Annotated in this window: 14 protein-coding genes; 5 read left to right on the top strand and 9 right to left on the bottom strand. The window is 43.5% G+C overall.

The genetic code is table 11. The features are described from left to right. Window positions 1–9: 9 nt before the first annotated feature. The 7 genes from MC7420_RS05820 to MC7420_RS05795 all read right to left on the bottom strand — a co-directional run bounded on the left by MC7420_RS05820 (window position 10) and on the right by MC7420_RS05795 (window position 6,274). Window positions 10–444: a hypothetical protein gene (locus MC7420_RS05820; protein ID WP_006099297.1), complete on the bottom strand. Its 435-nt coding sequence runs from the start codon at window positions 442–444 to the stop codon at window positions 10–12. Between the two features lie 140 nt (window positions 445–584). Further along, window positions 585–2,210: a hypothetical protein gene (locus MC7420_RS05815; protein WP_006099406.1), complete on the bottom strand. Its 1,626-nt coding sequence runs from the start codon at window positions 2,208–2,210 to the stop codon at window positions 585–587. Beyond that, a complete protein-coding gene (locus tag MC7420_RS05810) occupies window positions 2,207–2,494 on the bottom strand; it encodes a hypothetical protein (protein WP_006099530.1) in 288 nt (95 codons plus the stop codon). The genes MC7420_RS05815 and MC7420_RS05810 overlap by 4 nt, the downstream gene beginning before the upstream one ends. 85 nt (window positions 2,495–2,579) lie before the next feature. Continuing rightward, complete coding sequence (locus MC7420_RS05805; RefSeq protein ID WP_044205403.1) at window positions 2,580–2,852, bottom strand: hypothetical protein; 273 nt, start codon at window positions 2,850–2,852, stop codon at window positions 2,580–2,582. After that, window positions 2,849–4,357, bottom strand: a complete 1,509-nt coding sequence (locus MC7420_RS34915) for an FtsK/SpoIIIE domain-containing protein (protein WP_006099304.1) — start codon at window positions 4,355–4,357, stop codon at window positions 2,849–2,851. Before MC7420_RS34915 ends, MC7420_RS05805 begins: the two co-directional genes overlap by 4 nt. Next, entirely contained in the window at window positions 4,354–5,841 is a 1,488-nt protein-coding gene (locus tag MC7420_RS34910; protein WP_006099549.1) for an FtsK/SpoIIIE domain-containing protein, read from the bottom strand. Before MC7420_RS34910 ends, MC7420_RS34915 begins: the two co-directional genes overlap by 4 nt. A gap of 73 nt (window positions 5,842–5,914) precedes the next feature. Next, window positions 5,915–6,274: a hypothetical protein gene (locus MC7420_RS05795; RefSeq protein WP_006099333.1), complete on the bottom strand. Its 360-nt coding sequence runs from the start codon at window positions 6,272–6,274 to the stop codon at window positions 5,915–5,917. A gap of 319 nt (window positions 6,275–6,593) precedes the next feature. Between MC7420_RS05795 and MC7420_RS05790 the strand changes: the two genes are divergently transcribed. The 4 genes from MC7420_RS05790 (at window position 6,594) to recJ (ending at window position 10,873) form a co-directional block, all read left to right on the top strand. After that, complete coding sequence (locus MC7420_RS05790) at window positions 6,594–6,953, top strand: Uma2 family endonuclease (protein ID WP_006099374.1); 360 nt, start codon at window positions 6,594–6,596, stop codon at window positions 6,951–6,953. Between the two features lie 473 nt (window positions 6,954–7,426). Continuing rightward, window positions 7,427–7,897: a DoxX family protein gene (locus MC7420_RS05785; RefSeq protein ID WP_006099596.1), complete on the top strand. Its 471-nt coding sequence runs from the start codon at window positions 7,427–7,429 to the stop codon at window positions 7,895–7,897. Between the two features lie 101 nt (window positions 7,898–7,998). Further along, the gene (locus tag MC7420_RS05780; RefSeq protein ID WP_006099189.1) at window positions 7,999–8,583 is read left to right on the top strand and encodes an NADPH-dependent FMN reductase; all 585 of its coding nucleotides are present in this window, start codon (window positions 7,999–8,001) and stop codon (window positions 8,581–8,583) included. Window positions 8,584–8,869: 286 nt separating this feature from the next. Beyond that, window positions 8,870–10,873 (top strand): single-stranded-DNA-specific exonuclease RecJ, encoded by a 2,004-nt coding sequence (gene recJ / locus MC7420_RS05775; protein ID WP_198016386.1) that lies wholly within the window; start codon window positions 8,870–8,872, stop codon window positions 10,871–10,873. A gap of 259 nt (window positions 10,874–11,132) precedes the next feature. Here the strand turns inward: recJ and psb30 are convergent, their stop codons facing one another. Next, window positions 11,133–11,258, bottom strand: coding sequence for a photosystem II reaction center protein Ycf12/Psb30 (gene psb30, locus MC7420_RS05770; RefSeq protein ID WP_006099423.1), 126 nt, complete (start codon window positions 11,256–11,258; stop codon window positions 11,133–11,135). Between the two features lie 216 nt (window positions 11,259–11,474). Here psb30 and MC7420_RS05765 point away from each other — a divergent pair, with 216 nt between their 5' ends. Continuing rightward, window positions 11,475–11,846, top strand: a complete 372-nt coding sequence (locus MC7420_RS05765; protein ID WP_006099351.1) for a YkgJ family cysteine cluster protein — start codon at window positions 11,475–11,477, stop codon at window positions 11,844–11,846. Between the two features lie 189 nt (window positions 11,847–12,035). Here the strand turns inward: MC7420_RS05765 and MC7420_RS05760 are convergent, their stop codons facing one another. Continuing rightward, window positions 12,036–12,413 carry a hypothetical protein gene (locus MC7420_RS05760; RefSeq protein WP_044205398.1) on the bottom strand — a complete coding sequence of 126 codons (378 nt, stop codon included), beginning with the start codon at window positions 12,411–12,413 and terminating at the stop codon, window positions 12,036–12,038. Between the last annotated feature and the right edge of the window lie 66 nt (window positions 12,414–12,479).

Raw genomic sequence — 12,479 nt, 5'->3', positions numbered from 1 at the left:
TCGTTTGATTTAGCTACCAACCTGATTGGCTTGATGAATCAGTTCTCGGATTTTGGGTAATAGTGACTTAGCCTCTAAATGGTTATCCAGGTAAATATGATAATCGCTATAGGTTCTTTGAATATCCTGTTGTGTAAACTGTAATAACCGTTCTATCTCCTCTGAAAGTTTCTCAATTTTCACACGACAATCTCGTGCTGACTCGATCTGGCTGTCTGCTTGCTTTAATAAAGTTTGTTGCTGCTTGAGCAAATGTAACATTTGCTGAGTATCTTCTTCATGAGGATTAAGGTAACGACGATTGATATCACGAGCCGCTTGATCATCCCATTGTCTCTGCTTGTCTTTGCGGTAATCTTTGAGAGAACGCGATCGCTGTTCCATATACCAGAGTATTTCTTCCATCTGCGATCGTTGTTTAGCGTACCAGGTTATTTCTTCCATAAAAAAAGTTTATTTGCAAAAAAAAATAAATTACAATGTTACAGCAATATATTATTAACTATGATTAAAGTTTTCATTTTTTATTTGATTTAAAAGGCTTTTTGTTATCCATTCAGTAAAATTTTGGAGTTAGTTATACATCAATTACCACCGCTCCATGATTCGATAACAACATCTATATTGACATCTGTTGTCAGTTGATTACTATCTTGATTTTCTTCTTTAGTAAGATACTTAAATCTTTCTTGTACAGATTTTTCGATGCCTTGCTGGAGAGCTTTTCGTAAGTTGTTTATCTGGTGAGTTTCTGGTTTTTCCAAAAATACATACTTTATTTTTACAGGTTTTTTTAATACTAGAAATCGTCCTAAGGTATCTCCATAAATTTCAGACTGCTTAAATTTACGCCCTTTTTGATTATTAAATTGCTTGCCAGAGCGCATAATTTCTATCAAATGGATAACGTCTTCTCCATTTTCTTCAGAAATAGCAAATGCATCGACCCGTCTTCTGTCTTCTTCAGGATTATGGTGAAATTGTTTATCCCAATATTTAGATGGATCTAGCTGAGTTTCTATATAAAATTTTTCAAAACCTATGCCTTCAGCAACTTCTACAGGAACTCCTGACGCCTTGGCTCTAGCTCTTTCGATGAACAATTGTAATTTTTCGTTATCAGTTTTTTTAAAGCTATAGGTTTGTTCAGTGATGTTTATAGTTGCTCTAACTTGTGATTTAATAGGGTTTATTGAATGTAGTATCGATTTTCTATTCCCTGCTGTTTTTTCTGACTGAGAAGAGGAACTGTTAAAACTGTATAATGCTTGTACCCGGTATTCAAGTTCCTGGCATCCTAAAGTAGCTAATCGTTGAGCCGAATCAGCGGCATATTCGCCGTTTTGATAATGAATTTGCGCCTCGCTGGTGAGAGTTTGAGCTTGATGAACTGCTAAAATCATCTGTTCAGTGAGATCAGTTTCTTCTGTCACCTTAGTCTGCGCTGAAACCATAAAACGATTAGAAGCTTCTGCTTCTTCCAAACTGCGTTCTGCGGAATTAACAGCTTGATTAGCGTGTTCCAGAGCCAATTGAGCTTGGGCTACAGCCTGCTTTGCATAGTCAACAGCTTGTCTACAGCAATTTACCCTTGCTTGAGCTTGGGCTACTTCTTCCTTCGCCAAACTTACCTCTATTTTTGCTGCTTGCCATCGTTCTAATGCCTGTTTAACGTTTAATCGAGCTAACTCATAGGCTTTTTTCTCTCGGTTACAGTTTCGACGTTCAGTATCATTCAAACATCTTTGCCATCTTATCTCCGCTTGTTTCATTTCATCTTGGGCAGATTCCCAATTTCTCTGTGCTGCATTTTCTTCTTGGATAGCCCGTTCCAATCTTGCCTTAGCTCGTTCTAACCAAGCTAGAGCTTTGTTTAATTCTTGTTTCCACTGCTGAAGCGTAACCTGAGCATAGTGAAACACTTCCTCCACCTCATCTAGAGTTTCATGGGATACCTGTTCAGCTTCAGAGCATTTGGATAACAAGTTAGCGACTTCAGCGTCTGCATCTTGAACATTTTCGCGATCGCACTCTACCCAATCCTTAAAAACATTTGCAGAATGTAACCCTCGTTCTATTTGCTCTTGGGCGCATCGTTGGGTGTATGATGCCTTCTGGAGTGTATTTCTAACCCTCTCAGTGCAGCGTCCGATTTCCTGGATCAAATCATCCAGTATTTGGATCAGAATGCGTGGATCTCGAACACTCATGTCATACCACCTTCCTGGCGGTTCAGATCAATTAACCCACTAATGCGTTCCTCTAATAAAACTTTAATCTTCTCAGACTGGTTGATATAGTCCTTAAATTGGGCTTCTGTTCGCAACCAACCGCCACGAAACTGATCGGCATAATCTCCTTCAGCAACGGCGTTAAAAGCACGCCATTTATTTTCAAGTTGCTGATATTCTGACCGTAACTGCGTCAGATGTTTTTCTAGGCTCTTGCGATAGTCCTGTAAACCGGCTAGTAAAATTCTCGTGTCTGTCGCCACTGTTCCAATCCTTTTACTGATTTTCCGATGGTTAATTTCATCCCTAACGATGGCTTACTGGATTGAAATTCTATTTTTACTTAGATTATCGTCCTCTCAAATATCTGGATAAGTGCCGTAATTTTTCATCTAGAAACCGGACATAATTTGGACCATCTCTGTTCATATAACGTTTCATCATTTCATCGAACTCTCTCCACTGAGCATCATAGTCCCGACGCATTTCATCCTGCCAATGGGGTGATACTTTATCATGATTGACTTGCAGATCCCTCATGGAAGCCCCTAACATATCATTAAATTTTCTCAATTCCGTGTGAAACCGCTGCATTTCCCGAAACGTGTCATCCAGACTCATGATTTTTTACTCCAAGTCACTAAACGATTGCCAATTTCCTTAAGCTGTTCTTCCCAAGGAATATGGGATTCAATACTATAGGGTTTAAAGCGTACAGTTTTGTCATTCTCGACATCTTTGTAAAGTCCACATATTGGTTCGTCTCCATCTAATTGCAGTCGAGAGGCGTCTCGACTTTGGACAAACGTAAATGAGTCATCTTCTGACATTTGTAGTGCTACACGATGTCGGAAATTGACTAACCCACGGCGTTCATCCAAAATACTAATCATAGATCTGAGATTAGAAAAACTCAGAATTAAATGTATTCCTAGTCGTGATCCTTCGCTATACAAGCGTTGTAACTGTTGACCCAGGGGTGAATCCGTAAGTCCGTAGCCATCATCCTGACGGCGCAATTCATCCACTCGCTCCAGTTCAGTCATCATCACAAAAATAGATGGCAGCTTCAACAGCGTGTCTTCACTTTGTTTAGAACGCTTGTCTAATTCACGCAGCAAGAACTCCAAAATTTTTCCCGTATGTCTGCCATCTCGACTTAACTTAGCAGAAAAGTTTGGTTGTTTCAGCACAGACTTACAAACAGACGGCAAAGCTGTACACCAGTCAGTTTCTGGCATACTACGATCCAGGATAATGAACTGAATCATTTTAGGGTTAGCGTTAATCGCTAAACTGGTCAAGATAGCCGCCAACATACCATACCGTGCGGCATTATTGGCTCCAATGATTAAAATATTTTCCGCAAGACGGCGACGTAGAATGATCATCGCCTGTCCTCGCACGCTAAACTCTTGACCCAGCCATATAACGTTGGGACGTTCTGCTGAAAACCAATCGGATCGATCTAACCCCCCGTCATAGATTGACTGACGGGCTAACTTTTGCCATTCTTTGGGCGTCATCCATCGTGGTTGTTCCAGAATCTTATGTAGTTGGGGATTTTCAATCAGATTGGGTTGAGCTTGACCATCAAAGATAACTGTCATGGGTAAATCTTTCGCTGACAGATTTTGACGAGCTTTATTCCTCAGGGTTTGGAGCAGTTCTTCTATACGTTCTGGTTTGATAAAAGCAACTTTGCCAACACGATTGGCACCTTCACCATCATTTCCCGCTTCATCGTTAATCACAATCTTGCCAGGTAAATCGCACGTCATAATTAACTGCTTACCCCGTCTGCCAAATTCAGTTAACGCTTGTCTATCTGAATCAGTCATCTTCATTGCCATCCGTAGATGGACGTTGCCGAAGATAGCGGTTTGGTGCATCATTCCAGCAGCACCAAAACGCTGTGATGCCAGCAGCATGTGAATTCCGGCACTACGCCCTTGCTGTGCTAACTGAAGTAACTGATTAGAAGCAATCCCATCTTGGTCGCCGACAAAAAGTTCGTGATATTCGTCTACAACCAAGATGATGCGTGCTAGTTTACCTTCTGGCTGACCTTTGCTGCGATATAGCAATCCTAAATAGGATGCAACAAGTAGACGGCTTGAAATCAAGGTATAGCAAGGGTTTCAGTTTTGAAAATTGCCACAATCAATTTAGGATTGCTATAGCTGGGCAGATCCACAACCCCAACTTTGGTAAATAGACGATTACGACGTTCTTTCTCTGAAATTAACTCGCTCAGGACACTACGAGATAATTCAGAAGGAGAGTGGAGAGACACAACTTCAGCGTGAGGTAAATGGCGGTAATATTGGAATTCTACCCCATTTTTGCCATCGATTAGGTACATTCGTAATTCTTCGGGGCTGTAGCGTGTTGCTAACCCTAAAATTAAAACATGGTAGAGATTGGATTTACCTCCGCCTGTCATAGCACCTAACATTCCATGAGCACAGGGGCGACCCTCATTATTTTCACCAAACCAAAGATTTAATGAGCCACTACTTCCGGAACCACCAATGGGTGTTTCAATAATTTTTTCGGTATTTTGTGACCACCACTCCTCTTCTGGAATACCGACAACGTCATCCCAATCCAGTTTTCTTTCGGGTGGTTTTGCCTGACGTAATTTTTCAAATAACTGGCTTTGGAGTTGAGCCGATGGAGGTTGATCAGGATAAAATATAAAATTACAGGCGGTTCCCTCATTTCTGTCATAACCATTATTTAAAGTAATATAAGCAGCATTTTTAAATTCCTCCATATTCATGTCACGAGGAAGTTCATAAGATTGGTTGTAGTGAATAAACAAATACTTTCCTGTTCTCGTTCCCGTGTTGGCTATGCTTTGTAGCGCTTCAATTGCCCGCCTATCGTATTGATTGGGAAAATCTGCGGCACAGATAAACTCAAACCGCTCATTCACTCTCAGTTCTTCTGGCACAAGCTCAAAAGAGTCTGAATCCGCATCTAAAAACGTCTCATTGATACGTCGTATTTCCTTGATCACTTCATCTAAATCACGGCGTACATCATCACCTGTTTCGCGAACTTGGGGTAGATATCGACGCATGGGAAATGCTGCACCATTTCCGGCTGGATCTAATAACGTATAACGAGCCTGATGAGGTAACATCAGCGCAGTACGTATAGCCAAGGATTGTAAGATCGCTAATCCTTCTTCATTGGTACTGTCATCACTGAGAATAATGATTGTCTTATTACAACTGATAAATGGAGCGTAGTGAGGTACACTAACTGGACGCAAGCCATTAAGCTCACGTTGTTCTATATTTTCGCCAATGCGTATTTGAGGGGCTAAAATTGCTTCCGTCGGTTGCCAGGATAGCCAATGTTCTTCCTCCCAATCTATCCAACCGTTCACCAGAGGCGGCAAGTGTTCAGCAAGGAATGATTCAATCTCTTCAGCGTTCTGAACGAGTAGAGAGGTAAAGTGATCGTTTGCCTTATGCTTGTAAAGCTGACCATGCTGGAACCGCTCCTGAGCGTGAGATTCGTATTGTTTTATCTCTTTTTTTACGTTGTTGATTTTAGCTTCTAGTTCAACTTGACGCTGTTTCCATAAGTAAAACATCTTAGCTCCTGATTGGTTGAGTGAAGTTTTGTTAATACATAAGCGACAATAACCTCTATGTGGGGAATTATTGTTAACGATTGAGCATCAAAAACAAAACAAGAATCAAAGCAACTATAGCACCGCCAACAACCATAAAGAATTGTTTTTTATTTGCCTCTATCTCACTCTGATACTTTCTAATATTGGATTCCATTGTTTTAATTTTTTGAGCATCTTGCCTGATTTGCTCAAGTGCTACAGCCAGTTCGTCAGGGGGAGATTGACTCGCACTCAAGAGGGGTAGCTTTTTTTTGACGCTAGGATTGTTAAAATAGGAAAAATTATTGAGTTCTGTTGCTAATTGCTGAGTTTGATCGTATTTTTGCCAAATCCTGGTGCGCTCATCTATTAAATTCATAATACTGTTAGATGGCTTTGTGTTGGCATCCATTGATGTTACCTCATAGTCCTACATTATTAGCTATCAGTACAGACACACTGAAGAGTCATATAATGCAGATAGCCTAGATTTTAACACTGTAAAATTGTGGTTTGATGGTGATTCCCACAGCTTTCCTTCAGCGATTAAGCGTGAAAATATTTAATTGTAAAACATTAGATTTTTTTTGAGGGCGATAGTGCTAACGACTACATTAGCCAGTATAATGACGTATTTAGCTTAATTCTCTCTAACTATAGATTTTTTTTAGATTAAGCTTGAAGTACCGAACTTTTGAATGGTTCAACCCGCCGCAAACCCCTAACCTGCCATGACCACGACTACCGTTCGCATCCCCGATGTGGTAGTAATTCCCCTAGAACCGTGGCGTGAGTTACAACATCGGGAAGCGATTATTGAATTAAACGAACCGCCACCCCTGCTTGTCGTTGAAGTGGTGAGTGAATCGACCAAACACACCGACTACCGCGCTAAACGCTCAGAATACAGCGTTCTCGATATCCCTGAATACTGGATGGTTGACCCCCTAGAGGCTAAAGTTACCCGCCTCACCTTGGTCGAAGGTTGGTATGACCCGACAGAATATAAAAGGAGCGATCGCGTTCACTCGGATCTGTTCCCCAACCTTGGGCTAACGGCTCAACAGGTGCTAAACGGCAATGTCATCTAACGATTTAGACCACTACTACAGAATACTGGGACTAGAACCTGGAGCCTCCCTAGAAGAAATGAACCAAGCGCGAGATGAACTGCGATCGCGCTAACCACGAATGGCGGTATTATTAGCATCACCAGTGAGGATGCGATCAGGTTTTCCGGTTCGGGTTTAATGCAAACCCATGGCGGAAACATTATTCTCAGAGGAAGGAAGATTAAGGGGGGTGGGGTTACCCTGAATAGTGGTAACCCCATGGGTGAGGGGGGAGGTATTCATACTAACGCGAATTCGGGTGACTTGGCAATGGTAATCTGAATATTGACATCATCACCGCCCTATAAGTGCGGTGATTCCTCACCACGCCACCTTTTTAAGGGTGATCGCTGAATAGGGGTCAAACGGGCGGGTGCGAGTCATATCAGGGCGGACAAGAGAGGATAATAAAACAAGTGCTAAAGCACTGACTACAAACAACAATTAACCAAATGCACCATCAACCAAACCCCTGGTTCCGTCGCCGAGATATTGTCATCGCCTATACATTGCTGCGAATCGTTTTAGGCATAAACTTTTTTAACCACGGCTTTACACGCCTCGGTAATATTCCCGGCTTTGCCCAGTCGATGGTTGATTTATTTCAAGATACCTTTATTCCCGAACCCTTAGTCAGGGCACCCGCTTTACTGGTGCCAATTGTGGAATTTATTGTCGGATTTCTGGTAACACTGGGATTAGTGACTCAAGCCGCGTTAGTCACCGGATTTGGCTTAATGATCGTGCTGATGTATGGGGTGACATTACTGCAAAACTGGGATACGGCAACAAGTCAATTGATTTATTGTCTGGTGTTTTTTATCTTAATTGCTGGCAATAGTTTTAATGATATCTCCATTGACGCATGGTGGCAACGCCGGAAAACGCGATCGCAGCGTCTAGATTCCTCGGAAACTCATTAACACGTCCCAATTGCCAACTTCCGGTAGACTATTGACAATACGCCTAAAGTATCAACTCAATTCCACACAACATCAGCTTAGAGAAAGGATGACTATCAATTATGACCAACTCACCGAAAATTCTGGCATTCGCGGGTAGCGCCCGCACAGCATCCTGGAACAAAAAATTAGTAAAAATTGCGGTTGAGGGTGCAAAAGAAGCCGATGCGGAGGTTACCTATATAGATTTTCGTGATTTACCTATGCCCCTGTATGACCAAGATTTGGAAGAAAACGCAGGTATTCCGGAAACTGTCCGCCAATTCAAGCAACTGATGAAAGCCCATCAAGGCTTACTCATCGCCTCACCGGAATACAACAGTTCAATCTCACCTTTACTCAAAAATGCCATTGACTGGGCATCTCGTCCAGAACCGGGCGAACCCCCCCTTGCCCTCACCTGTTTTCGGGATAAAGTAGCTGTCTTGATGAGTACCTCACCCGGAGGAATGGGCGGGTTACGGGGTTTAATTCATGTTCGTGCCATTCTCGGTAATATTGGCGTGTTGGTTTTACCGGATCAGAAAGCGATTTCCAATGCGTATCAGGCATTTGATCAAAATGGGAACTTGATTGATGAGACACAACAAGCAGCGGTGAAACAATTGGGTAGTAAATTAGCCACAGTCCTGGCAAAATTAGCTTAATCAGGAAAATCATTCAGATTTGGTCTTTGGTATAGATACCAAAGGAAAAAAAGGGGCGGGTTTAGTCAAGTTATCAGTTTGTGCCACAACGTTATCAGTAAAACCCGCCCCTACACCTCGACTTTCCACCAATGCAAGCCTTGCACCCCTATAGACGTCCTCATCTGTGTTTGTTCCCGATTAAGCAGAACAGGTATCAGATGTTTGACATAAGACGAAAGACATAAGACATAAGACCAATCTGCTGTAAACTATCCCTAGCCCAACTGTAATTGCCCAAGTTAGCGTGTTCAGCCCATCTAGTTCTGACCAATCCCCTTCCCATAAATCTTTGCCCAATCAACGATGGCAAATTTCCTCCGCTAACCCAGAAAAAGCCAACCAACTCGCCCAAGGGACAGGATTGTCACCCCTGCTGGGTCAAGTGTTACTTAACCGAGGATTCGACACCGTAGATCAAGCCATGGTCTATTTATATCCAGAATCCCAGGCTATGCCCAGCCCGATGGATGAATTTCCCGACTTGGCGATTAGTGTGGAGATGCTTAAAGAAGCGATCGCAGAAAATGAGAAAATAGCGATCTGTGGTGACTATGATGCTGATGGCATGACCAGTACCGCCTTGTTACTCCGGGCATTACGGTGGTTAGGGGCGGATGTGGAGTATGGGATTCCTAGCCGGATGAAAGAGGGGTATGGGATTAATACTCGGATTGTGGAAGAATTCGCTAATGAAGGCGTGGGGATAATTCTGACTGTAGATAATGGGATTGCAGCACACGACGCGATCGCCCGGGCGGTAGAATTGGGTCTCATGGTTATTATTACCGATCATCACGACCTTCCCCCTGAACTCCCCAACGCCGATGCGATTCTTAACCCTAAACAGTTACCTGAATCTTCCCCCTATCGCAGTTTAGCTGGTGTCGGTGTAGCTTATATATTAGCGGTTACCCTTGCCCAAGATTTAGGTCAACTCCAGGGACTCACTAGCCAACTCCTAGAACTCTTCACCCTAGGTACAATTGCCGATCTCGCCCCCTTAACGGATATTAACCGCCGTTGGTTAAAACGAGGCTTGCAACGCTTACCTAAATCTCAACTGGCGGGAATTCAGGCTTTAATTCAGATGTCAGGCGTCAGTGAAGACCAAATCGCCCTGAAACCGGAAGATATCGGCTTTAAACTTGGACCCAGGATTAACGCCGTGGGGCGTTTAGCTGATCCGCAAATCGTGATTGAACTCCTCACCACCAGCGATGCGGGAATCGCCTTAGAACGGGCGATGCAATGCGAACAAATTAACCAAAAACGTCAACAGCTTTGTGCAGAAATCGAGGAAGAGGCGATCGCACTAATTGAAACAGAGGCGTTAAACTGGCAACAGCAGCGCGTTCTCGTCTTAGTGCAACCGGATTGGCATCATGGGGTGATTGGCATTGTAGCGTCGCGCCTGGTGGAACGGTATGGTGTCCCGGTATTTATTGGTACTTATGAAGACGAAAATCAGGAACACATTCGCGGTTCCGCACGAGGAATTCCCGAATTCCATGTCTTTGAAGCCCTACAATTTTGCCATGATTTATTAGGGAAATTTGGCGGACACCAAGCAGCGGGAGGGTTTTCGTTACCCAGTGAAAATTTAACCGCGTTTCAAACTCAACTGAGTCACTTTGCCCATCAATGTTTAGAACCTGAACATTTGAAGCCTTTAGTCGCTATAGACACCGAGGCGAATTTTAATCAAATTACTTATAATCTTTACCAACAAATAGACCGATTGCATCCCTGTGGGATTGGTAATCCTGACCCGATATTCTGGACGCCGAATGTGCGCGTAGTGGAACAAAGACTCGTGGGGAAAGGGCATCTAAAGCTTACCCTGTCTGGATTTGATGGAACCAAGCAACTGAATGCGATCGCGTGGCGTTGGGGTGAATACTTCCCTCTACCTTCTACTGTAGATATTGCCTATAAACTCAAAGATAATGCCTGGAATGGAACTGTAACGATTGAATTAGAATTAGTCGGCATTCGGGTGAGTGAATCCGCCCCATCAGGGATTAAAAAAGCTGAATTTTATCACAATGAACGTCGCTATACCTGTAGCTTATGGGAATCATTAAACGAGTTGCGAATTAGAAATTCTGAAGGCAAAGTTCTGGTGATTCAAAAAGGACAGCGTACCGGACTTTTAGGCTTCAAGCGGGATGATGCGAAACAAGTAGATGTTACCCAACCTCATTATTATCAGTTAATTAAAGCCGCAACTCGTGCTTTAAACTTGTGATTCGTCATTGGTCATTTAGTCGGGGCGGGTGTAGGGTGCGTTAGCGTTCCCGTTCGCGCAGCGTTCCCGAAGGGTAGGGTAGGGTAGGGTAGGGTAGCGTAACGCACCATTTCAAACGATAGTTGTCAAACCCGCCCCTACAACTGTCATCATATTGCTTCCCTATCTCCCTCATCTCCCAGACGTGCCATGGCACGTCTCTACACAGCTTCCCCGGCTTCAATGCATCAGGGAGCAAGATGCTCCCACAAACAGACGGCTACAGGTCTCCCCTAAACGCAGCCAGCAGAAAAATAACCACAGGACCAGCAATCACAATCGCAGCCAGCACGGTAAGCTGGGCAATCAGTTCCCAGTTAATATTCCCGATAAAACTTAAATCCATCTATCCTCCCGATTAACCTAATTTAGATGATGTCGTTAAAAATTGCCGATTAGATTTTACTGGGAAATGGGTCAGTTTTTTTAATCAAATTAACAAAACTATACAAAACGTAACAGAAATGTCATTTGTCCTGTGTCATCTGTCCTTGTCTATCCGACAGAGGAAAACCCGTTATCCTAGAGAAGCTTGGAATCAATCGCTCGATGGTGAAATGCAATGGCAACTTGGCGTTGTGTAAAGCAATGTGGTGCGTGCTGTCATCTAGACCCAACGGAACGCCCTGGATTAGAAACCTATCTGACACCAGAGGAGTTAGACCAGTATTTGAGTATGGTGGGAGAAGACGGCTGGTGTGTCAATTTTGATCATGCGACTCGTGAATGTCGCATTTATGCCCATCGCCCTCGCTTCTGTCGGGTGGAGGCGGATACCTTTCACCAGATGTATGGGATTGAACCGGAGGAGTTAAACGATTTTGCGATCGACTGTTGTCGAGATCATATCGCGGATCTCTACGGCGATCGCAGTTTGGAGATGCTACGCTTTGACCGGGAAGTTGGGATATATAGCAACCGCCATGGCTGTTAGGACACATCATTTATGTAGAGACGCGCCATGGCGCGTCTCTACAATGGTGCTCAGTCAGGGCGGGTTTTGTACAAACGTTACCACTAATAGCCAAACGAAAATTCCTAAACCCGCCCCTACAAACCTGATTCTATTAGCAAGCGCGTTGGGTGAATACTACAAGGCTTTCGCCATTACTGATATTAAGGTTTAAATGCCGAACAGCTTATCACCTTTGAGGCGTTTATCTTGAGAATCAATGGCGACAATTCGACCATAAGCTACCCACACGTCAGTTCCGGGTTCTAATCGACCCAGTTTCCAACGGGCAGCGGGAATGATTTGGCGTTCACCATTGTCCATTTCAATCGTGGCAAAGTTAGAGGCGCGGCTAACAACTTCCCCGTGTTTGGGTTGCACGGGTTCAGCTTCTGTTGTATTAGGAGTATTGGGATTGAGTGAACCTTCGCCAAGGGGACGTGCGATCGCGGAAGTCCCAGCAACAGCACAGAGTACGGCACTTAAGATTGTACCTGTTAGGAGTTTGGGTGTGGAAATTCGCATATAAATCTTTGTTAATTCAGCCACGGATTAATTTTTTTCTGGAATTAAACCTACTTTTAGCTTAGTGCTTTTAGCTTAGAAGTTCAACTG

This window comes from Coleofasciculus chthonoplastes PCC 7420, from assembly GCF_000155555.1.
Lineage (GTDB): Bacteria > Cyanobacteriota > Cyanobacteriia > Cyanobacteriales > Coleofasciculaceae > Coleofasciculus > Coleofasciculus chthonoplastes_A.
Note: the sequence above shows the minus strand (reverse complement) of the source record. Positions and strands in the feature narration are given on the sequence as shown.

Coding starts and splice junctions, on each gene's coding strand:
- MC7420_RS34910 (WP_006099549.1), bottom strand. CDS start 5,841: ATGTTTTACTTATGGAAACAGCGTCAAGTTGAACTAGAAGCTAAAATC.
- psb30 (WP_006099423.1), bottom strand. CDS start 11,258: ATGGATTTAAGTTTTATCGGGAATATTAACTGGGAACTGATTGCCCAG.
- MC7420_RS05780 (WP_006099189.1), top strand. CDS start 7,999: ATGACCAACTCACCGAAAATTCTGGCATTCGCGGGTAGCGCCCGCACA.
- MC7420_RS05820 (WP_006099297.1), bottom strand. CDS start 444: ATGGAAGAAATAACCTGGTACGCTAAACAACGATCGCAGATGGAAGAA.
- MC7420_RS05765 (WP_006099351.1), top strand. CDS start 11,475: ATGGCAACTTGGCGTTGTGTAAAGCAATGTGGTGCGTGCTGTCATCTA.
- MC7420_RS05790 (WP_006099374.1), top strand. CDS start 6,594: ATGACCACGACTACCGTTCGCATCCCCGATGTGGTAGTAATTCCCCTA.
- MC7420_RS05795 (WP_006099333.1), bottom strand. CDS start 6,274: ATGGATGCCAACACAAAGCCATCTAACAGTATTATGAATTTAATAGAT.
- MC7420_RS05815 (WP_006099406.1), bottom strand. CDS start 2,210: ATGAGTGTTCGAGATCCACGCATTCTGATCCAAATACTGGATGATTTG.
- MC7420_RS05805 (WP_044205403.1), bottom strand. CDS start 2,852: ATGAGTCTGGATGACACGTTTCGGGAAATGCAGCGGTTTCACACGGAA.
- MC7420_RS05785 (WP_006099596.1), top strand. CDS start 7,427: ATGCACCATCAACCAAACCCCTGGTTCCGTCGCCGAGATATTGTCATC.